Source organism: Streptomyces sp. NPDC107528 (assembly GCF_055639295.1).
Genome location: NZ_JBVKAV010000001.1, coordinates 375,415 through 395,771, shown reverse-complemented (window position 1 = coordinate 395,771; position 20,357 = coordinate 375,415). Strand labels below are relative to the sequence as shown.

The 20,357-nt window shown below is 72.6% G+C and carries 15 protein-coding genes and 2 pseudogenes; 6 read left to right on the top strand and 11 right to left on the bottom strand.

What is annotated here, in order from left to right:
* Positions 1 to 57 precede the first annotated feature (57 nt).
* Entirely contained in the window at positions 58 to 765 is a 708-nt protein-coding gene (locus tag ACZ7L5_RS01845) for a DUF2470 domain-containing protein (protein WP_471513506.1), read from the top strand.
* Positions 766 to 853: 88 nt separating this feature from the next.
* On the opposite strand, the gene ACZ7L5_RS01840 is transcribed toward ACZ7L5_RS01845, so the two are convergent.
* The 10 genes and pseudogenes from ACZ7L5_RS01840 to ACZ7L5_RS01795 form a co-directional block, all read right to left on the bottom strand.
* The gene (locus tag ACZ7L5_RS01840; protein WP_471513504.1) at positions 854 to 2,404 is read right to left on the bottom strand and encodes an ABC transporter ATP-binding protein; all 1,551 of its coding nucleotides are present in this window, start codon (positions 2,402 to 2,404) and stop codon (positions 854 to 856) included.
* Positions 2,401 to 3,207, bottom strand: a complete 807-nt coding sequence (locus ACZ7L5_RS01835; protein ID WP_471513502.1) for an ABC transporter permease — start codon at positions 3,205 to 3,207, stop codon at positions 2,401 to 2,403. Before ACZ7L5_RS01835 ends, ACZ7L5_RS01840 begins: the two co-directional genes overlap by 4 nt.
* A complete protein-coding gene (locus tag ACZ7L5_RS01830) occupies positions 3,204 to 4,157 on the bottom strand; it encodes an ABC transporter permease (RefSeq protein ID WP_471513500.1) in 954 nt (317 codons plus the stop codon). The genes ACZ7L5_RS01835 and ACZ7L5_RS01830 overlap by 4 nt, the downstream gene beginning before the upstream one ends.
* A complete protein-coding gene (locus tag ACZ7L5_RS01825) occupies positions 4,154 to 5,719 on the bottom strand; it encodes an ABC transporter substrate-binding protein (protein WP_471513498.1) in 1,566 nt (521 codons plus the stop codon). Before ACZ7L5_RS01825 ends, ACZ7L5_RS01830 begins: the two co-directional genes overlap by 4 nt.
* A 32-nt stretch (positions 5,720 to 5,751) precedes the next feature.
* Positions 5,752 to 6,546, bottom strand: a pseudogene (locus ACZ7L5_RS01820) (class I SAM-dependent methyltransferase); the annotation flags it as partial.
* 329 nt (positions 6,547 to 6,875) lie between these two features.
* Positions 6,876 to 8,138, bottom strand: a complete 1,263-nt coding sequence (locus ACZ7L5_RS01815; RefSeq protein WP_471513496.1) for an MFS transporter — start codon at positions 8,136 to 8,138, stop codon at positions 6,876 to 6,878.
* A complete protein-coding gene (locus tag ACZ7L5_RS01810) occupies positions 8,122 to 9,159 on the bottom strand; it encodes a dipeptide epimerase (protein WP_471513494.1) in 1,038 nt (345 codons plus the stop codon). The genes ACZ7L5_RS01815 and ACZ7L5_RS01810 overlap by 17 nt, the downstream gene beginning before the upstream one ends.
* Positions 9,156 to 10,241 (bottom strand): PLP-dependent cysteine synthase family protein, encoded by a 1,086-nt coding sequence (locus ACZ7L5_RS01805; protein WP_471513492.1) that lies wholly within the window; start codon positions 10,239 to 10,241, stop codon positions 9,156 to 9,158. The genes ACZ7L5_RS01810 and ACZ7L5_RS01805 overlap by 4 nt, the downstream gene beginning before the upstream one ends.
* On the bottom strand, positions 10,238 to 11,110 hold the full coding sequence (locus ACZ7L5_RS01800) for a hypothetical protein (protein ID WP_471513491.1): 873 nt from the start codon (positions 11,108 to 11,110) through the stop codon (positions 10,238 to 10,240). The genes ACZ7L5_RS01805 and ACZ7L5_RS01800 overlap by 4 nt, the downstream gene beginning before the upstream one ends.
* Complete coding sequence (locus ACZ7L5_RS01795; protein WP_471513489.1) at positions 11,107 to 12,363, bottom strand: ATP-grasp domain-containing protein; 1,257 nt, start codon at positions 12,361 to 12,363, stop codon at positions 11,107 to 11,109. The genes ACZ7L5_RS01800 and ACZ7L5_RS01795 overlap by 4 nt, the downstream gene beginning before the upstream one ends.
* 150 nt (positions 12,364 to 12,513) lie before the next feature.
* Here ACZ7L5_RS01795 and ACZ7L5_RS01790 point away from each other — a divergent pair, with 150 nt between their 5' ends.
* From ACZ7L5_RS01790 to ACZ7L5_RS01780, 3 genes are all read left to right on the top strand, one after another.
* On the top strand, positions 12,514 to 14,028 hold the full coding sequence (locus tag ACZ7L5_RS01790) for an alpha/beta hydrolase (RefSeq protein WP_471513487.1): 1,515 nt from the start codon (positions 12,514 to 12,516) through the stop codon (positions 14,026 to 14,028).
* A 368-nt stretch (positions 14,029 to 14,396) separates the two neighbouring features.
* A complete protein-coding gene (locus ACZ7L5_RS01785; RefSeq protein ID WP_471513485.1) occupies positions 14,397 to 15,449 on the top strand; it encodes an alpha/beta hydrolase family protein in 1,053 nt (350 codons plus the stop codon).
* A gap of 174 nt (positions 15,450 to 15,623) precedes the next feature.
* Positions 15,624 to 16,373, top strand: a complete 750-nt coding sequence (locus tag ACZ7L5_RS01780; RefSeq protein ID WP_467480370.1) for a DUF4142 domain-containing protein — start codon at positions 15,624 to 15,626, stop codon at positions 16,371 to 16,373.
* 114 nt (positions 16,374 to 16,487) lie between these two features.
* Here ACZ7L5_RS01780 and ACZ7L5_RS01775 read toward each other — a convergent pair whose 3' ends face one another.
* Complete coding sequence (locus ACZ7L5_RS01775) at positions 16,488 to 17,069, bottom strand: Rv1733c family protein (protein WP_471513483.1); 582 nt, start codon at positions 17,067 to 17,069, stop codon at positions 16,488 to 16,490.
* Between the two features lie 308 nt (positions 17,070 to 17,377).
* Between ACZ7L5_RS01775 and ACZ7L5_RS01770 the strand changes: the two are divergent.
* Positions 17,378 to 19,762 (top strand): annotated as a pseudogene (locus ACZ7L5_RS01770) (beta-N-acetylglucosaminidase domain-containing protein).
* A gap of 34 nt (positions 19,763 to 19,796) precedes the next feature.
* Positions 19,797 to 20,339: a YncE family protein gene (locus ACZ7L5_RS01765; RefSeq protein ID WP_471514478.1), complete on the top strand. Its 543-nt coding sequence runs from the start codon at positions 19,797 to 19,799 to the stop codon at positions 20,337 to 20,339.
* Positions 20,340 to 20,357: the final 18 nt, after the last annotated feature.

Genomic DNA, 20,357 nt, shown 5'->3' with positions numbered 1-20,357 from the left:
AAGCCAAGGTAGGTTAGGCTTACCTAAGTAGATAGCCAACCGGCTCGAAAGGTTCCCATGTCTGCTGCCACCTGCCCTGAGCCGACGCCCGCCGAGCGTGCCCGCTCGGTGCTGGCGGCGGCCGGCTCGCTGACCGTCACCACGCAGGGCCACCGCATCGAACTGATCGGCCTGCACACCGTCGACGCCGCCGCGCGGCTGCTCCTGCACAACCCGCCGGACGGCCACCTGGCCGCCGAGCTGGCCGTGGCGCCGCACGGCGATCTGGCCGCCCTGGTGGAGTTCACCGACGTCGCCGCCGTCGCCGTGCGCCAACGGGTGCGCTCCCGGCTGACGCTGGGCGGCTGGCTCAGCTCGCTCGGCCCGAAGGCCCTGGTGTTCCATCCGGCCCGGGCCGTGCTCACCGAGGACGACGGCACGACCCTCATCGGCCTGGACGAGCTGACGCTCGCCTCCCCCGACCCGCTGGCCACGCACGAGGCGGAGATGCTGGGCCGGCTGGACGCGGCCCACGCCGACACCGTCGCCCCGCTCGCCCGGTTGCTGCCGGCCCGGGAGCAACTCGGCGCGGCCGGCGTACGGCCACTGCGGCTCGACCGGCACGGCCTGGTGCTCCGGCTGGAGACAGCGGACTCCCACCACGACGTCCGCCTGCCCTTCACCAGCCCGGCCACCCACCCGGGAGACGCGGTGCGCCAGATCCACACGCTGCTCGCCCGGGCCACCGCCCGGCCGCGCGGCCGGCGCCTGCCGACCCGGTCGTAGGCGCGGGCACGTCCCCCCTACTGCCGGCTTCCGGGCCACTCGCGGAGGCCTTCCCGTCTCCTCCGCGAGGGTGCCCGGAGGCCGGCTCTCACAGCAGGCTCCCCGACTCCAGCCGCTCCGTCGTCCGCATGAGCGAGAGCGTGAACGGATGCCGGGGCTCCGTCAGAATCCGCTGCGCCGAACCCTGTTCGACCAGGTCGCCCGCGTCCAGTACGGCGATGCGGTGAGCCAGACGTGCGGTGTCCAGGTCGTGGGTGATGAGGACGAGGGACATGCCGTCGTCCCCGCCCACCAGGCCCGCGAGGACGTCGAGGATGCCGCGCCGGGTGACCGTGTCCAGGCCGGAGGTGACCTCGTCGCAGATCAGCACCCGCGGGCGGGCCAGCAGGGCCCGGGCCAGGGCGGCGCGCTGGAGTTCCCCGCCGGAGAGTTCGCCGGGGCGGCGCAGGGCCAGGTCGCCCGGCAGGCCGAGGCGGTCCAGGGTGGCTGACGCCTCCTCCGCCGCCGTCCGTTCGTCGGCGCCCCGCAGGCGTACCGCCGTACGCGCCACCTGGTGCAGCACGGGCCGGTACTCGTCGAAGGCGGCGCGGGCGTCCTGGAAGACGTGCTGCACGGCGGCGAGCTGGGCACGGGTGCGCTGCCGCAGGCTGCGCGGGAGCGGCGTGCCGTCGAGCAGGATCTCGCCGTCGTGCTCACGGTGCAGACCCGCGAGGCAGCGGGCGAGTGTGGTCTTGCCGCTGCCGGAACGGCCTACCACGGCGAGGCACTCGCCGGTGTGGAGGGCGAGGCGCGGGGCGCGCAGGACGACGGTTCGGCGATCGTGTACGGCGGTCAAGTCCCGTACTTCCAGCACCGATCGGCCCGGGTCACCGCTTGGCCCGTCGGGCGGGATCGCGCGTCGTTCGTCGAGCAGGCGGCGGGTCCACTCGTGCCGGGGCGCCGTCCACAGCCGCTGCACCGGGCCCGACTCGACGACCCGGCCGGCGCGCAGGACGAGCACCTCGTCGGCGAGGGCGCGCACCACGTCGAGGTCGTGGCTGAGCAGCACGACCGCGATGCCGCGCGCCGCGACCGCCGCCAACTGCTCGACGATCCGGCTCTTGGTCAACGCGTCCTGGCCGGTGGTGGGTTCGTCGGCGACGATCACGCGGGCCCCGAGCAGCAGGGCCTGCGCGAGGACGACACGCTGCTGCTGGCCGCCGGAGAGCTGGTGCGGGTAGCGGCGCAGCAGAGTTTCGGCGTCCGGGAGTTGGGCGTCGGACAGGGCGCGCAGGACCAGTGCGCGGGCTGCCGTACGGCGTTCCGCCCGGCGCGGATGGCGAACCTGAGGGCGAGCCAGGTCGCCGAGGAGGGCGCCGACGCGACGGGCCGGATTGAGTACGGCGGCGGGATGCTGAGGGACGTAGCCCACCGGCCCCTCGCCCGCCCGCCGCACCTCGCCCGTAACGCGGGCGCCGGGCGGGTACTCGCCCAGCAGGGCCAGGCCGGTGGTGGTCTTCCCGCTGCCGGAGGCGCCGACCAGGGCGGTCACCTTCCCCGCGCGCACCCTGACATCGACCCCGTCGACGATCGCGCCGCCGTCGATCTCGACGCGCAGGTCACGGATCTCCGCGACGGCAGTATCAGTTGTCCGGCTCACCGGCGTCGTCCCTTCTTCTCCAGCGCGGCGTCGAAGAGCAGGTTGGTGCCCGTCGTCAGCGCCACGATCAGCAGTGCGGGCACCACCACGGCCCAGGGCTGCACCAGCAGGCCGGTGCGGTTGCGGTCGACCATCACCGCCCAGTCGGCGGCGTCCGGCGCCACTCCGACACCCAGGAACGCGGCCGTCGACACCAGGTACAGCACGCCGGTCAGCCGGATCCCGGCGTCGGCGGCGAGCGTGCGCAGCGCCGAACGGCCGACGTAGCCGACAGCGATCCGCCACCAGGTCTCCCCCTGCATGCGCAGCGCCTCCACAGCAGGGCGCGCGGCCGCCTCCCCCGCCGCCGCCCGCACGATCCGGGCCGCGTCGGGCACGTTCACCAGCGCCACGAGCAGCGCGAGCCCGGTGGCTCCCGGCGACAGCACGGAGGCCACGAGCAGGATCAGCAGCAGCGACGGCACGGCGAGCAGCACGTCCAGCGGCCGCATCAGCAGTTCCTCCAGCCCTCGCAGGCGGGTGAGGGCGCTGATGAGCGCGACCGGGACGGCGACGAGGTAGGCGAGCGCGGTCGCGGCCAGTGCGGTGAGGACGACCGTACGGCCGCCCAGCAGGACTTGCCGCCCGACGTCACGGCCCACGAAGTCGGTACCGAGCCAGTGGCCGTCGCCGAGGGTGAAGGAGGTGGCGCGGGGGCCTGGGTCACCGGCCGACAGCGGTCCGAGGAGGGCCAGCAGGAGGGGGACGGCGACGATGGCGAGGCCGAGCGCGAAACGGCGACGGCGACCGACGGGCATGGTCATGCGGTCACCCCCGCGCGGGGCGTGAGCCGGTGGGCCACGAGGTCGGCACCTAGGTTGAGCACGACCGTGAGCACGCCGAACACCACGGCCAGCCCCTGCACCACGGGCACGTCCCGTTCGGCCACGGCATTGAGCAGGACCGTGCCCAGGCCCGGGATCACGAAGAGGGCCTCCACCACGATCACCCCGCACAGCAACCAGTCGACGGTGCGGGCGAGTTGCTGCACGGCCGGGGCGAGGGCGTTCGGCAGGGCGTGGGCATAGCGGACGCGGGCGCCCGGGACGCCGTAGCGGCGGGCGTGCACGGCGTAGGGGGCGGCGAGGGCGTCGACCATGCCGGCCCGGACCAGGCGGGACAGGGAGCACACCGGGCGGGACAGCAGGACCAGTACCGGCAGTACCAGCGCCGCCGGATGGGCGAGCAGGTCGGTGCCGTAGCCGACGGCCGTCGGCGGCAGCCAGGCCAGCTTGAGGGCGAGGACCGTCACCAGCAGGACCCCGAGGGCGAACTCGGGTACCGCGTACACGGCCAGTGTCACCGAGCTGACCAGCCGGTCGGCGAGCCGTCCCTCGTGGCGGGCGGCGAGCACGCCGAGGCCGAAGCCGAGCGGGACGAGGAGCGTCAGCGTGAGCGCGGCCAGCAGCAGGGTCGGGCCGAAGCCGTCGGCGATGTACCGGGTGACCGGGCGGCCGGAGGTCAGGGAGGTCCCGAGGTCGCCGTGCACCAGGCCCGTCGCCCACTCGGCGAACCGCTCGTACGCCGGCCGGTCCAGGTCCAGCGCCTCACGGATCGCGGCGATGCGCGCGGGGTCGGGCTGGTCTCCCGCCAGGGCAACGGCCGCGTCGCCCGGCAGCGCCTCGGTGAGCGCGAAGACCAGCAGCACGACGGCCAGGATCTGCGCGGCGCCGAGCAGCAGCCGCCGGGCGACGAAGGAGCGAAGTCCGCTCACGCGAGCCACACCTTGTCGAAGCGGGCCCAGCCGAGGGTGTTGGCGGGGGCCTTGGTCTCAACTCCCTTCACCGTGCGGGCGGTTCCGATGATCCAGTCCGCGAAGCCCCAGATGAGAAAGCCGCCCTCGGCGTACAGACGGCGCTGCATGCGCTCGTACACGGCCGCACGCTCGGCCTTGTCGCGGATGGACTGGGCCTGCTGATAGAGGCCGTCGAAGTCCTTGTGCTGCCACTTGGTGGCGTTGGTGGTGGAGTCGGTGAGCAGCCGCTGGGAGATGTGGGACTCGATGGGCATGGCGCCGGAGCGGTAGCAGCACAGGGTGCCGCCGTCGAGGATGTCGCTCCAGTACGAGTCCTTGCTGCCCATCCTGACGTCGATCGTGACGCCGGCCTTCGCGGCCTGGTCGCGGAAGATGCCGGCCGCCTCGGTGAACCCCGCGGCGACGGCCGACGTGTCCAGGCTGACCTTGAGTTTCTCGGCGCCGGCCTGCTTGAGCAGGGAGCGCGCCCTGTCGAGGTCCTGGGTGCGCTGCGGCAGATCGGCGGCGTAGTACTCGTATCCCTTGCCGAACAGGTCGTTGCCGATCTCGCCCGCGCCGGACAGGGCGCCGTCGACGAGTTCCCGACGGTCGGCGATCAGGAAGAACGCCTCACGGACCCGCTTGTCGTCGAAGGGCGCCCGGTCGGTCTTCATACAGAAGGCCTGCATGGCGCTGTTGCGCAACCGCACGATCTCGATCTGTCCCCGGCCCTCATGGGCGCGGGCGGTGGTCGGGTTGAGTTCGTGCGCGTACTCGACCTGGCCGCCGAGGAGGGCGTTGACCCGGGCGGACTCCTCGTTGGCGACGACGAACTCGATCTCGTCGAGGAGCGGGGCGCCGTCCCAGTAGGCGTCGTTGCGGCGGAACACGGCCGAGCGGCCCGGCGCGAAGGAAACGAACCGGAAGGGGCCCGAGCCGATCGGCTTGTCGTCGAACTCGGTGGCCATCTCGGGGACGATGTACGCGCCGAACGCGGCCAGGACGTTGGGGAACTCGGCGGTGGGGCGCTTGAGCACGAACTCGATGCTCCGCGTACCGGTCGCCCGGCTGGCGTCGAGGTCGATGGGCTCCAGGGACGCCTTGGCCCGGAACGCCTGCTTGGGGTCGGCGATTCGGTGGTAGCTGTAGAGGACGTCCTTGGCGGTGACGGGGCTGCCGTCGTGGAAGGTGGCCTCGCGGAGGGTGACCTGCCAGCGGTCGAGGGTCTTGTTTGACTCCCACTTCTCGGCGAGGCGGGGCCGGGCGGAGAGGTCGGCGCCGTAGTCGGCGAGCTTGTCGAAGAGGGCCTTGGATCGGGCCACGTCTGCGAAGAGATTGCCCAGGTGCGGGTCGAGGGTCTCGCTCGCACCGCCCCCGGCGAACGCGGCGCGCAGCCGTCCGCCGCGCTTGGGGGTGCCGGAGGCTCCGGCCGCCTTGTCGTCCGTGCCGCCCGAGCAGCCGACGAGGGCGAGGGCGGCGGCGCCTGAGGTGGCGGCGAGGAAGCCGCGGCGGCGCAGACCGGGGAAGCGTTCGTCGTACATGACTGTGTGTCCTTCGTTGCAGATGGTGCGTGTCAGAGGGCGTGCCGGCGGCGCGCGACGACGTGCAGCCGGTCCGCGTCCGTGGCGGTGCCCGGCAACTGGCCGTCCTGCCACGGAGGTTCGGTGCGGGGGCCGGGGCCGTCGTGCAGTTCGAGAACCTCGAAGCCGTGCGCGGCGAGGAAGTGGCGTAGCTCGTGCGGGAACAGCAGTCGCCATGCGGAGTGCTGTGCGACGGGCGCTACGTCACCGCCGTCACCTTCGTCGACGACGGTCCATACGCGGGTGCGGCGCAGGAGTTGCTCCGTGCGGTCGACGGTCAGGGTGGTGGTCGACCGGTAGGCGGCGCCCTGCCAGGTGAACGTGTTGAGGGACGGGGCGTCGAGGAGGTCCGTACGGCCCAGGAAATAGGCGCCGTTACGCATCTCCGCGACCAGCAGCCCGCCCGGCGCGAGGGCGTGACGGCAGGAGGCGAGGAAGCCGTCCAGCTGGTCGTTGGTGTGGCAGTACAGCAGGGAGCTGTCCAGACAGACGACCGCGTCGAAGGCGGCCCGGCCCAGATCGAACCCGTGCAGGTCGGCCTGTACGTACGCCGGTCCCGGATGCCGGCCACTTGCGTACGCCAGCATCGCCTCGGAGAGATCGGCGCCGGTCACCGTACGGCCGGCGGAGTGCAGGTGGGCGGCGTCCCGCCCGGTGCCACAGCCCAGGTCGAGCACCCGCGGTCCGGCACCGTGGCGGTGGAGACAGTCCTCGGCCCAGCGCCCGGCGAGCCGGTCGGGATCGGGGAAGCGGGCCTCGTAGAGGGCGGGGTTGTCGGTGAGGAGGTTGCGGTTGTCGGCCGGGTCGTCGGGGGCGGGGGTGCCCTGGCCGTGCGGTCGGCCGCCGGGAACGGGGGCACCGTGCGCGCCCGCGTCGCGGCCGGCAGAGTCGCAGCCTTCGCCTGCTGCGGCGGCAGCCACACGCCCGTCCAGGCCGGCCCGCTCGGAAGCGGCTCCCCGCCCCCCACCGGCCCGCTCGCCCGCCGCCGCGACGGCCACGCCGGGCTGCCGACCGCCCGGCTCACCGGCAGCAGCACCCTGCCCCCGGCCGCCCGCGCGCCGCTCCACGTCTGCTCTCCCCGGCCCACGCCGCCCCTCGCCAACTCCCCGGGCCGCACTCACGCGTTGCTCCTCTGTTCGCCGCGCAGCGGAGCCGCCGCCGCGGGATTCGCCGGCAGGGCCCCGCGCCGCTGCAGCCACGCCACCCCGCCCGCCGAGGCCAGCCCGAAGAGCGCACAGCACACCCAGGGCAGCCACGCACGACCGCCGCTCTCCCCCGCGTCCATGGCCCAGCCGACGACGGCATTGCCCACGGCCGCGGCGATGCCGGAGACGACGTAGAAGATGCCGAAGTACGTGCCGGTCAGTTCGGGGCGGCCGAAGCGCGGGATCAGCTCCATCACGAAGGGCGAGGCGACCATGACGCCGAGGTAGAGCAGGAGCGCGCCGAGCAGCACGGGTATCGCGTCGAGCCACCCGGCGGATCCCGTGCCCGCCACCAGGGCCGGCGGCAGGAAGGCCAGGCCCATCACCGCGAGGCCGACGGCTGTCCAGCCCGCCCTGCTGCCACGGGACTTGAGGCTGCGGGTGATCCTCAGCTGGAGCGCCAGATTCGCCACCGTGCCGACCAGGAAGACGATGCCCGCGGCGCCGTCCCAGCCGGTGGCCTCGCGGGCCCCGGCGGGCAGCAGCAGGTAGAGCTGGTTCTCCAGGGTGAACATGCCGACCATGGCGAGGGCGAAGGCCAGGAAGGTCCGGTTGCCGAGTACCTCGCGCCAGTCTCCGAGGACACCGCTCCCGCTGGGCTCGACCTTGCGCGCCGGCAGGACGAGAGCCTGGGCGAGCGTGAGCACCGCGAAGATCCCGGCGGCGGTCAGCGCGGACGTACGGAAGTCGGCGAGGAGCAGGGCGCTGCCCAGCAGCGGGCCTATCAAGGCGCCTGTCGTCGCGAAGACGTTGAACAGCGCGAACGCCTCCGCCTTCCGCTCTCCCGCCTCCTGTGCGAGATAGGCCCGCACGGCCGGGTTGAACAGCGCCCCCGCGAGCCCGCTCAGCACGGACGCGGCCAGCAGCACGGGCAGCCCGTCCCCCAGCGCGAACAACGCGAACCCGACGGTCCGCAGGGCGCACCCGGCGATGATGACGCCTCGCGCCCCCAGCCGGTCCGCTGCCGAGCCGCCGATGATGAACAAACCCTGCTGGCTGAGGTTGCGCACGCCGAGCACGACACCGACGACGGCCGCCGACATGCCCAGGTTCTGGCCGAGGTGCGTGGCGAGGTACGGGATGAGGAGGTAGAAGCCGACGTTGACGCCGAGCTGGTTGACGAGGAGCAGCTGCACGGCGAGCGGGAAGCGCCGCATCTCATGCCACGTCTTCATGGGCCGCCACCTCCTCGACTCCCAGACCGGGACGGGTACTCGCCTGTACGAAGCCGTCCGCGCCGCCGATCCCGTGCCACGGGTCGTGGGCGAGCAGCAGATGTCCGTCGAGGTCGGTCCAGCGGGCGCGGTCGGCCAGGTGGACGGCGGGTGCCAGGCCGAGGGTGCTGGCGGTGAGGCAGCCGAGCATCAGGTCGGTGCCGCTGCCCTCGATCGCCTCGGCGATCCGCAGGGCCGCGTGGACGCCCCCGCACTTGGCGAGCTTGACGTTGACACCCTGGACGCGCCCGGCCAGTCGCCGGACGTCGGCCAGTGACACGGCGTCCTCGTCGGCGATGACGGGTAGCGGCGACTTCTCGGCGAGGGCGCCGAGCGCGTCCGGGTCGCCGGGCGTCAGAGGCTGTTCGACGGCCTCGACCCCGAGTTCGGCGAACCGGGGCAGCAACCGCTCGGCCTCCGCCACGCTCCAGGCCCCGTTCGGGTCCAGCAGCAGCCGCACGTGGGGGGCCGCGTCACGGATGACCCGCACACGCTCCACGTCGTCCTCGGAATCGGACGAGCCCGCCTTCACCTTGAGGATCTCGAATCCGCTCGCGGCAAGACGCCGGGCCTCGGCTGCGGCATGCGCGAGCGAGGTGATACCGATGGTGCGTGCGGTGGGGACGCGGGACGACGTCGGGGTGCCCACGAGACGGTGGACGGGCACACCGTCCCGCTTGCCCATGAGTTCCAGCAGCGCTGACTCGACGGCAGCCGTGACGGCAGCAGGTACGCCACCGCAGGGCAGGGCCCGCAGGGCGCTCTCGGGATCGGCGAACCGTTCCAGCGGGACGGCTGAGATGAGCCGTACGAGCGTGTCGGCGTCCAGCCCGTAGTACACGCTGCTGACGGCCTCGCCGTATCCGGTCACTCCTTCGTGCTCGACGCCCAGCCACACGGCGTCGCGGGCGGTCATGGTGGAGCGGGAGATGCGCAGCGGCTCGGCGAGTTCGAGCCGTACGGTGCGCAGGTGAATCTTCACGGTGTCCTTCCGAGAGAGAGCGGATCGGCCACCCGGGCGCACCGCATCCATCCGCTCGCCTCGGCGGCGTACGGGTGCGGCATCTCCACGGGCCGGGTGGCGGCGCCGGCGAGGTCGAGGCCGTGGGCGGCGATGAAGTCGTCGTCGTAGACGGTGCCGAGGTAGCGGTGCGGCCCGTCGGGGAACACGGTGGCGACGACCGCCCCCGGGTGCACGCAGGCCGCCCAGGCGGCGACCCGCGCGACGGCGCCCGTGCTCCAGCCGCCGCTGACGAAGCTGCCCCGGGCGAGCCTGCGGCAGCTGTCCACGGCCTCGGCGGGGCCGATCCAGTGGACCTCGTCGAAGGCGTCGTAGGCGACGTTGCGCGGGTGGATGCTGCTGCCGAGGCCGCGCATCAGGCGGGGCCGGGCGGGCTGGCCGAAGATCGTGGAGCCGGTGGCGTCGACGCCGATGAGCCGCAGCGCGGGCCAGTGCCGGCGCAGCGGGCCGATGATGCCGGCGCTGTGGCCGCCCGTGCCGACGCTGCACACCAGGATGTCCAGGTGGTCGAGCTGGGCGGAGAGCTCCGCGGCCAGGGAGGCGTAACCGGATGTGTTGTCGGGGTTGTTGTACTGGTCGGGCCAGTAGGCGGCGGGGAGTTCGGCGAGCAGTTCACGCAGTCGGCCCAGCCGAGCCGCCTGCCAGCCGCCCTGCGGTGCGGGGCGGTCGACGATCTCCAGGCGGACGCCGTGTGCGCGCAGCAACTGCCGCATGGACGGCTCCAGTTCGCTGTCGCCGACCAGGACGACGGGATGGCCGAGCGCCTGCCCCGCGAAGGCGAGCCCGACGCCGAGCGTGCCCGAGGTGGATTCCACCACCGGGGCACCGGGCCGCAGTTCACCGCGCTCTCGCGCACCGAGCAGCATCGACACGGCGGCCCTCGCCTTCATGCCGCCCGCCGCGAGCCCTTCGAGCTTGGCCCAGAAACCGGGGTGGGCGTGCGGCAGTTCGGCGCCGACCCGGACGACGGGCGTACGGCCGAGCAGGGCGAGCAACTCGGGGCGGGCGGTGGGACGTACGGCGGTGGCGGTGGTCGGGGTCATCGCTCACCGCCGGGACAGCTGTGGCGATCGACGACGTCGGCGGACCTGTACCGATGGACGATTCCGGGGCCGCCGTCGAGCCAGAAGAACGGGTACGGCTCCGCGCACACCGCGCTCACGCCGTGCCCCAGGAAGCGGGGCAGCACCGCACTGCCGGTCTGCGCGAACATCACCAGCTGCTTGCCGTGCCGCAGCGCGTGCTGCCGCAGCGGTTCGAAGGTGCCGTTGCCCAGGGTCATCCCGGAGACCAGCAGCGCGTCGCAGCCCGCAGCCGCGGTGAGCGCGTCCGCGACGACCGGCTCGCCCCACTCCGTGGCGCCGCCCTTGAGGTCGCACGGCACATAGCCGAGACCACGCGAACGCAGGGCCCCCAGCAGGGAGTTGACGACGCCGACCACCAGCACGATGCTCCCGGGCGGCAGGTCGAGCAGCTCTATCACGGCCCTGGCGCGCGCGGTGGACTTCTCCAGCGACGACCCGGCGGGCAGGGCGACGGGCCGCGCACCGTGGTCCGGGGTGTGCGGGGTGAGGTGCATCAGGTAGGCGTCGAGTGCGGCCACCCGCACGGCAGGCACCGGGTCATCGAGGAGCCGCGCCACGTCGGCGCCGACGCAGTCGTCGAGCGCGCCGTCGGGCAGCTCCCCCGGTTCGACCGCGCATGACCCGACGGCCCCGGCGAGCCGGAGGCTGAGCACCTCGTTGCGGTAGCCGGTGCCGCGCCCGTCGTGCCGTACGGCCTGCCGGGTGGTGAAGGCGACGGCGATCCGCTGCGTGCGGGGGTCGGGGCCCAGGTCGCCCGCGCGGACACGGGCGACCAGGTCGTCGTACGTCCGGCTCGGCGCCGCCGGCGAGGCGTTGACGGTGGTCACCGGATCACCAGCCCCGCGCGCAGCCCGGCCAGCAGGCCTTCGACGCGGTCGCGGGCGCCGGGCCCGTCGGGGTCACCGGCCATGACGTGACCCAGGTACTCGTTGTTGCTGCCGGCCGCCTTGACCACCTTGCCGGGCTCGGCGAGCTGAACCTCCAACACGCCTGATGGGTCGGTCAGTTGATGTCCGTCGAGCGCCTCAAGCGTGCCCGCGCGCTCCGGGACGAGGAAGCCGATGGCGGCGCTGCGCAGCCCGGTGTCCGTGCGCCTGAGGTCGGGCCTGCGGCCGAGGGCGACATCCACGCAGGCGGCGGCGAGGTCGATGCCGGTGACGTGGCGGACGAGCTCGGTGATGCGGTTGCCGGCGGGCCGGGGGTTGACCTCGACCACGCGCGGCCCGGCCGAGGTCAGCTTGATCTCGGTGTGCGCCACGACCCCGTCCGTCAGCCCGAGCGCCTTGAGCGCACCGAGCGTGGTCTGTTCGGCGGCCTCGATGTCGGCGAGCGACAGAGCGGCGGGGAACATGTGGCCGGTCTCGACGAAGGCGGGCGCTGCGCCGATGCTCTTGTCGGTGACGCCGACCATGTGCACGGCGCCCGCGTACGACACGGTCTCGACGCTCACCTCGGGGCCGGCGAGGAGCTCTTCGAGAAGGACGGCGGTGCTGCGCCGCTGCCCACGGGCGTTGACCGGGAAGGCGCTCAATGCCCTCACCGCTTCGGCCAGTTGCCCCTCGTCGTCCACGCGACGCACGAACATGCCCGCGCACAGGTCGACCGGCTTGACGACCAGCGGGTAGCCGATCTCCTGCGCGGCCCGCGCGAGGTCGGCCCACTCCTCGTGCACGGCGAAGCGCGGTCCGGGCAGGCCCGCGTCGGCGAGGACCCGACGGGTGGCGTCCTTGCGGCAGGCGTTCTCCACCGCCTCGGGGCCGGGGCCGGGCAGACCGAGGCGCCCGGCGATCCGCGCCACCGTCGGCAGGTAGTAGTCGCAGGAGGTGATCACCCCGTCGAAGCCCAGCACCGAGTGCAGCCGCTCCACCTCGGGCAGCAGGGCGTCGAGGTCATTGGTGTCGGTCGTGATCACATTGCGTGCGCCGAGCAGCGGATGCGCCGCCCCCTCGGGTGCCGAGCGCAGGTAGTGATGCAGGTCACGGGTGAGGAACGTGAACTCGTGCCCGCCCTCGCGGATGGCGCGTGGCAGCAGTCTGCTCATCGATCCGACCCAGCTCTCGACCACCAGCAGATGAGCCACAACTCCCCTTTTCACGACGTGAGTTCAGACGGCAGGGCAGCCCGGAGGGCCCCTCGGCGGGAGGGGTGCCGGACTTGACTGGCACACGCTATCGATAATCATTTTCATTTACCACCCCGTTCTTACCCGCTTCGGAGAATCGGAGAGACCTTGACCGCCCTGCCTCGCCCGACCGCCCTGCTGTGCGCCCTGGTGGCCGCGGCAGCCCTGCTCCCCACGACCGGCCCCGCCCGAGCGACGGCCGCGACGGCCACCCTCACCTTCGGTGCCTGCCCGGACTCCGTACCGACGCCGCCCGCCCCCGACCGCGTGGAATGCGGCCGCCTCACCGTCCCGCGCGACCGGAGGCACCCGTCCGGCCCGAGCATCGAGATCGCCGTCTCCCGTGTTCCCGCCTCCGGTACGCCGGCCGAGCGGCGCGGCATCCTGCTGGTGAACCCCGGCGGGCCGGGCGGCTCCGGGCTCCCCTACGCGGTGACCAAGCGCGCCAAACTTCCCGCGAGCGTGCGGCGTTCGTACGACGTCATCGGCTTCGACCCGCGGGGCGTCGGCCACAGCGCGCCGGCCGGCTGCGGCGCGATGGGCGGCCTGTTCGCCGCTCCCGGTGCCGACCCGGTGCCGACGACCCCTCAGACCGAACGGTCGTACCTCACGTCACTGCGCCACCTGGCCGACGACTGCGCGACGGGCGCGGGCAAGGCGGTGCTGCCGTACCTGTCCACCGAGCAGACCGCGTACGACATGGACGCGATCCGCGCCGTGCTGGGCGAGCCGCGGACCAGCTTCCTCGGTGTCTCGTACGGCACCTACCTGGGCGCGGCGTACGCGGCGCACTTTCCGCACCGGGTCGGCCGCATGGTGCTGGACAGCGTGGTCGGGCCCTGGGACTGGCACGACTTCGACGTGCTCCAGAGCCGGGCGATGCTGCGTGCCCGGGACACGTTCTTCGCCTGGACCGCCGGGCACGCCGGGCGCTTCGGGCTGGGCGGCGACGCGGGTGCCGTGCGGCGTTCGTATCTGCGCGTACGCGAGGGCCTGGCCGCGCGACCGGTCGACGGCTTCGGACCGGCGGAGTTCGACCGCGCCGTCTACCGCGCCCTCGGCCGTACGGAACGCTGGACGGGGTTCGCCGACGGGCTGCGCGGCTACCAGTCGGACGGGAGCGTGGCCGGCCTGCGCCCCGCCGCCGCCTTCGACAGCCCGGAGTCCCGCAACTACGAGGCGGCCAACCGGATCGTGAAGTGCGCGGACGGTCCGGGGCCGACACCCCGCCAGGTCGTAGCGGACATACGGCGCATACGACGTGCCGACCCGCAGCCGGTCCTGACCGGCATGGAGGCGTCGGCCTGCGCGTACTGGCACCACCGCCCCGCGCGGCGCGCCCCGCTGGGCAGCCCGGCCGCCCCGCCCGTCCTGCTGGTCGCCTCCGCGCACGACCCGGTGACCCCGATCGAGGGCGCCCGTCGCCTGCGCGAACTGCTGCCCGGATCCCGTCTGGTGACGCTGAACGACGACTACTCGCACGGCGTGTTCGCCAGCCGCGGCAATGCCTGCGTGGACGGGGCGGTGGCGGGCTATCTCGTCGACGGGGAGGTGCCTGTGGCGGACGTGCGCTGCGCCGGGCCGGGACTGCCGGTCCCGGCAGCGGCTGCTCCGTCCGAATGATCTTCCCGTAGGGCGTGCACCTCGTCTGGCGCTCGGTGAGCTGGGCGACGAGGAACAGGCCGATCGCGGTTATGACGAGTTCACCGGCGACCGGTTCGGTGGTGAACGCCAGGCCGTCGAGGCACCGGGCGGCGAGCCGGTCGGCGGTCGCAGGGGCCGGCGACGTGGACGGGCGCCTCAGCAGCCCCGGATCACCGCCGAGCCGCTGCGCATCCGTCCCCGCGCGTCACAGAGCGCGACAGCCATGCCCACGTCGGTAGCCGCACACCGCTCCTCGGCCTGCGGTGACCGGGATCGCCCGGAACACCGTCGCACCGGGCCCGCCGCAGCGGGAGCCAACCGTGACGGAGCACGGGATACTTGGCCGCATGCGGTACCCGCGGTGCGTGGCCCGTCTCGCTGCCGGGCTGGTGCTGGTGCTCGTGACCGCCGTCGGCTGCAGCGGTAACGGCGGTGACGGCGCCGAGCCGGCGCGGACGGATTCGCCCGCGTCGAGCCGAGCAGGTGACGGCAGTCCGAGCGCCGCCACGGCCACCCCCTCCCCGACCCCCGCCGACCCCGTCTCCCTCCCGGCCCTGATCCAGCGCGAGCACCGCGGCTCCGACCTGCGCCTCGGTGCCGTACGCGTCCGCACCGACGCCTACACGCAGTACGCCGTCACGTACCGGTCCAACGGCCTGAAGATCTCCGGCATCATGAACGTCCCCACCGGCAAGGGCCCCTTCCCGGCGCTGGTCCTGGCACACGGCTACATCGACCCGGACGTGTACAGGACCGGCCAGGGCATGCCCCGGGAGCAGGACCTCCTCGCCCGCAACGGCTACGTCGTCCTGCACACCGACTACCGCAACCACGCGGGCTCCGACGACGACCCCGACAACGACGTGAACCTCCGTCTCGGCTACACCGAGGACGTCATCGCCGCCGTCCATGCGTTGCGCTCCGCCGCCCGGCCGGACGTCGACGACGACCGGATCGGCCTGATGGGGCGGTCGATGGGCGGCGGGGTCGTGTACAACACGCTGGTCGTGGCGCCCGGTCTCGTCGACGCCGCCGTCGCGTTCGCGCCGGTCAGCTCGCGCCCCGAGCAGAACATCGACCACTTCCAGCGCCCCGAGGGCGACCCGCTCGTCGACGAGATCGAGGCCGCGCACGGCACCCCCGAGGAGAACCCGGAGTTCTGGCGGCAGGTCTCGCCGATCACCTACGTCGACCGGGTCACCGAGCCCCTGCTGATCCACCACGGCACCGCCGACGACACCTGCCCCCTGGCCTGGACGAGGACGACCGTCGCGGCGTTCGAGGCGGCGGGCAAGGACGTGGAGCTGCGGACGTACCGGGGTGAGGGGCACACGTTCGGGCCACGGTGGCCGGACTCCATGGAGGCGACGATGGCCTTCTTCGAGCGCCACCTGCGCTGAGCCCCCCTCCTGACCCGACGCAGACGCGCCTGAGAACGCTCAACCCTCGATCGCGCGGCCGCACATGTGACGCACCACGCACAGCGAACCGCAAGTTTTTTCGCGCGGCGGTGATTGTTTCGCGCGTCCCGTCCGTACCTCCTGGGGTAGCAGCCGTTCATCTCTGGAGGCACGATGCCCATCTCGCGCCGCATGGTAGGAACCGTCTTCGTGGGAGGCGCCCTCGTCCTGACCCTCTCCGCCCTTGCCTACCCGGCCATGCTGGGCGTGGAGACCACCTCCGCCAACCAGGACCGAGTCATCGCCAACACGCAGTACGGTCCGCTGACCGAGGCCGACCGGGACTTTGTGGTCAAGGTCCGCGCGGCAGGCCTGTGGGAGCACCCGCTGGGCATGATGGCGATGCAGCGGGGCACGACGCCGGAGATGAAGGAGGCCGGCGAGCACCTGGTCGTCGGACACGCCCGCCTCGACCTCGCCTGCCGCAAGCTCGCGTCCGAGCTGAACATCACGCTGCCCAACCAGGCCAGCCCGCAGCAGCAGCAGTTCGTGGCGACGGTGGATTCCAAGACCGGCAAGGAGTTCGACGCCACGGGTGTCGCGATCATGCGGGTGACGCACGGACAGATCTTCCCGGCGATCGCGAAGATCCGGGGCACCACGCAGAACAGCTTGGTCCGTCAGCTGGCCGACCTGGCGAACGACACCGTGCTCGACCACATGACCATCCTGGAGAAGACGGGAATGGTCAACTTCGACGCCAACAACTTCCAGCAGACCTCGCCGCCGAAGCTCCCGAAGGAGCAGATGACGCCGCCCGCGCCCCAGCCGGGCTCGCCGGTCCTCACGCTGGCGATCCCGAAGGGCCTGGAGGACCTGAACACCGCGTCCCCGTCGGCGCTGCCGAGCGCGGACGTCAAGTAGCGGACGTCACGTAGCGGAGGGTCGGGCAACAGCAGCTGCAGCGCCCCGGAGTTCCTCCGGGGCGCTGTCACGTGCACCGTCACGTGCGCCGGGATGCCCTATCGGCGCGTCTCCTCAGCCCGTCTTCCGCCCCCACGGCGTGTCCAGCCGCTCCCACTCCGCGCCCCACTCGTCCAGCCGACGCCGCTCCAGCCCCAGCCGTACCACCCAGGCCGACCCCAGCACGATGCCGGCGGTGGCCGCCCCGGCCAGGATGCCGCCGGCGACCGAGTGCAGCTGCATCTCGCTCTCGGACAGCGGTTCGTTGGCGATGACGCCGTTGCGGTCGGTCCACACCTCGACCTTGCTGCCCGCGTGCATCTTGGGCGGTACCCGTGCCTCATCAATGTGGATCGTGCCGTCCGGGTCGGTCCAGCGGACGGTGGTCCACACGAGATGGTCGGTGGTGACCCGCGAAGCCCCCGGATCCTCCGCATCCATCACGAGTACGGCCGTCACCCTGCGGCTCTCGGCCCGTTGCTGCTCCGCCGAGGCCACCACCGCGTCCGCCGCGGCGATGCCCGCGAACAGGGCAGCGACCAGCGCGAACACCCACCCGCACAGCACGACCCAGGCCTCGATGACGTCGCTGCGCCGCCTCAGCGGGCTGCGCCGCCACCGCCACAGCCGCACCGTGGAACATCCGGACGCAGCCACGCCGACACCCCCTTGAGCACCGACAGCACCTCTCCAGTGTGCGCCCACGTGCCGTCACGCGCGCGTGCTCAGCCACCATTGAATGCACCATTGAATGAAACAATCAGCATCTCTAGCATCCTCCGGTGGATACATTCACCCCGGGAGGATCTGTGCTCTCAGCCCCTCGTGTCAGACATCCATCGCGCCCGCTCCTGTCGGCCGCAGCCGCCCTGCTCCTGACCCTCGGCCTCACCGCACCGGCCACGGCCGCCGCACCATCCGATCCCGTCGCCCGGGCATCGCAGGTGTGGCCCCAGCCGAAGAGCATGCACGCGGGCTCCGGGCAACTCACGGTGCCGGACAGGGTCGTCGAGGTCGTCGGACCCGGCACGGACCCCTCCGCCCGACGCCTCGTCGAATCCGTCCTGCGCGACGCCGGCGCCGAACACATCGTCACCGTCCAGGCCGGCGAGAAGCCGCCCACCTCACGCCTCACGGTCTACCTGGGCGGCCCCGGAGAGAACACGGCCACCGGGACGGCCTTGCGGAGACTGCGCGCCAAGTCCCCGGCCGGCCTGCCCTCCGGCGGCTACGTGCTTGCCTCCGGACGCTCCCACGGCCGCGCCCTCGTCGCCCTCTCCGGCGCCGACACCACCGGCACCTTCTACGCCGCCCAGACCCTGCGCCAACTCGTCACCGAGAACCGCGTCCCCGCGGTGACCGTCCGCGACTGGCCCACCGCCGCCCTGCGCGGAGTCATCGAGGGCTTCTACGGCACCCCGTGGTCGCATGCCGAACGCCTCCGCCAGCTGGACTTCTACGGCCGTACGAAACAGAACGTCTACGTCTACTCCCCCAAGGACGACGACTATCTCCGCGCCCGCTGGCGCGACGCCCACCCGCCCGCCGAACTGGCGAAGCTGCGGGAACTGGTCGACCGGGCCCGCGCCAACCACGTCCGTTTCACCTACGCCCTCTCCCCCGGGCTCTCCGTCTGCTACTCCTCCGATGCCGACATCAAGGCGCTCACCGCCAAGTTCGACTCGCTGTACGACATCGGCGTGCGGTCCTTCGCGATCCCGCTGGACGACATCAGCTACACCAAGTGGAACTGTGCCGCGGACGAGGCGGAGTTCGGAACGGGCGGGGGTGCGGCGGGCGCCGCGCAGGCGCATCTGCTGAACGCCGTGTGGCGGCAGTTCTCCGCCACACACCGGTCTGCGGCCCCTGGAGATGGTCCCCACCGAGTACTCCGACCTCGCCGACTCCCCCTACAAGAAGGCGCTGCGCGAGAAGCTGGACCCGTCCGTCGTCGTCGAGTGGACCGGCGTCGGCGTGATCGCGCCGACCATCACCGCCGACCAGGTCGCGCAGGCCCGTGAGGTGTACGGCCACCCGATCCTGGTCTGGGACAACTACCCCGTCAACGACTACGTCACCAGCCGTCTCCTGCTCGGCCCCTACACCGGCCGCGAGCCCGGCGTGGCGAGCGCGTCCACCGGTGTCACCGCCAACCCGATGGTCCAGGCGGAGGCGAGCCGGCTCGCCCTGTTCACCTCGGCGGCCCACCTGTGGAACCCGGACGCGTACGACCCCCGCGCCGCCTTCCTCGCGTCCGTACGGGATCTCGCCGGGCCCGGTGCCGCGAAGTGGCTGCGGATATTCGCCGAGAACAACTACTCCTCCCAGCTCGACCCGACCGAGTCCCCGACCCTCACCCGGCTGATCGCCGCCTTCCGCAAGGCCTGTGAGCAGGACACCGGCCTCGATCGAGCCGCCGCCGCGCTGAAGGCGAACTTCGCCGAGATGGCAGAGACTCCCACCGAATTGCGCGCCCGCCTCGACAACCCGGGGTTCCTCGACGAGACCTCCGCCTGGCTCGACAAGCTGGGCCGTTACGGCAGCGCGGGCGGGATGGCGGTGGAGCTGTTGCTGGCCGACAAGCGGGGCGACACGGACGCGGTCGCCGCTTACTGGTCTCAACTGAGAGCACAGCGCAAGGAATTGGACGCCCTCCCGCAGCAGGTCTCGCCGGGCGTCATGGACCAGTTCCTCTACGCGGCGCTGCTGGACACCGCCCCCGACCCCGGCATCGACGCCGCCTTCACGCCCAACTCGCTCTCCCTGAAGCCCGGTTCCGCCGGAAAGGTGACCCTCGACCTCGCGGACGAGCGGTCCACCACCGCCAAGACGGTCACCTGGAAGCTGGACGTGCCCGACGGGGTCACCGCCTCGCCCGACGAAGGCAGCGTGACGGTACCGGCCGGGGGCACCGCGTCAGTCACGGTCACCCTGACCGCCGCCACACCCGGCGTGCACTCCGTCGTCGTATCGGGCGACGGTGTCCTCACGCGGGCGATCCCGGTCCGGGTCGCCGACGGCACCGGGTCACCCCGCGCACTGACGGCCAACTTCAGTGGCTCGTCGGTCAGTTCCATCGACCTCGGGTCCGGTACGACCACGGACATCGCCGTCGGCGGCAACCCCGGCGAGGTCGTCGTCAGCGCGGACGGGCGCACCGCCTACGCCGCCAACCAGGGCTCGAACACCGTCAGCGTGATCGACGTGGCCCGCGGCACGGTCACCGCCACGGTCCCCGTGGGCCGGGTGCCGGCCGGTCTCGCCCTCACTCCGGACGGCGGCACGCTCTGGGTGGCCAACTACACGGACGGCACGGTGCAGCCCGTGGACACCGGCACGCTGAAGGCTGAGCCGCCCGTCGCGGTCGGCTCCGGTCCGGAGAACATGGCGATCACCCCGGACGGCGGGTCCCTGTACGTGGCCAACATCCACGACGACACGGTCAGCCCTGTCGACCTCACCACCGGAGGGAGCGGGAAGGCGGGCAAGGCGATTCCCGTCGGCCCCCGCCCCTTCAACGTCGTCGCCGCGCCGGACGGGAAGACTGTGTATGTGTCCAACTCCGGCGGCTCGACGGTGACTCCGATCGACACGGCGACGAACGACACCGAGCCGACCCTGCTCGTCACGGGCCAGGCCTACGGGCTCGCCCTGTCGGCGGACGGGCGGACACTGTGGGTCAGTGCGAGCAACGGGGACCACGCCATGCCCGTCGACACCGTGACCGGCGCCCCCGGCACCAAGGTCACGGTCGGCAGGTCCGCCTTCGACGTCGGCCTGGACTGGAACGGCGCCACGGCCTACGTCACCACGGCGGACGGCAACACGCTGGTACCGATCGACACCGCGTCCGGCAAGGCCGGCGAAGCCCTGAAGACGGGGGCGTATCCGCTGGCCGTCGCGGTCACGCCCGTACCCGTGAAGTGAGGACGGTGAAGTGAGGAC

Coding starts and splice junctions, on each gene's coding strand:
- ACZ7L5_RS01845 (WP_471513506.1), top strand. CDS start 58: ATGTCTGCTGCCACCTGCCCTGAGCCGACGCCCGCCGAGCGTGCCCGC.
- ACZ7L5_RS01765 (WP_471514478.1), top strand. CDS start 19,797: ATGGCGATCACCCCGGACGGCGGGTCCCTGTACGTGGCCAACATCCAC.
- ACZ7L5_RS01835 (WP_471513502.1), bottom strand. CDS start 3,207: ATGACCATGCCCGTCGGTCGCCGTCGCCGTTTCGCGCTCGGCCTCGCC.
- ACZ7L5_RS01815 (WP_471513496.1), bottom strand. CDS start 8,138: ATGAAGACGTGGCATGAGATGCGGCGCTTCCCGCTCGCCGTGCAGCTG.
- ACZ7L5_RS01785 (WP_471513485.1), top strand. CDS start 14,397: ATGCGGTACCCGCGGTGCGTGGCCCGTCTCGCTGCCGGGCTGGTGCTG.
- ACZ7L5_RS01780 (WP_467480370.1), top strand. CDS start 15,624: ATGCCCATCTCGCGCCGCATGGTAGGAACCGTCTTCGTGGGAGGCGCC.
- ACZ7L5_RS01805 (WP_471513492.1), bottom strand. CDS start 10,241: ATGACCCCGACCACCGCCACCGCCGTACGTCCCACCGCCCGCCCCGAG.
- ACZ7L5_RS01825 (WP_471513498.1), bottom strand. CDS start 5,719: ATGTACGACGAACGCTTCCCCGGTCTGCGCCGCCGCGGCTTCCTCGCC.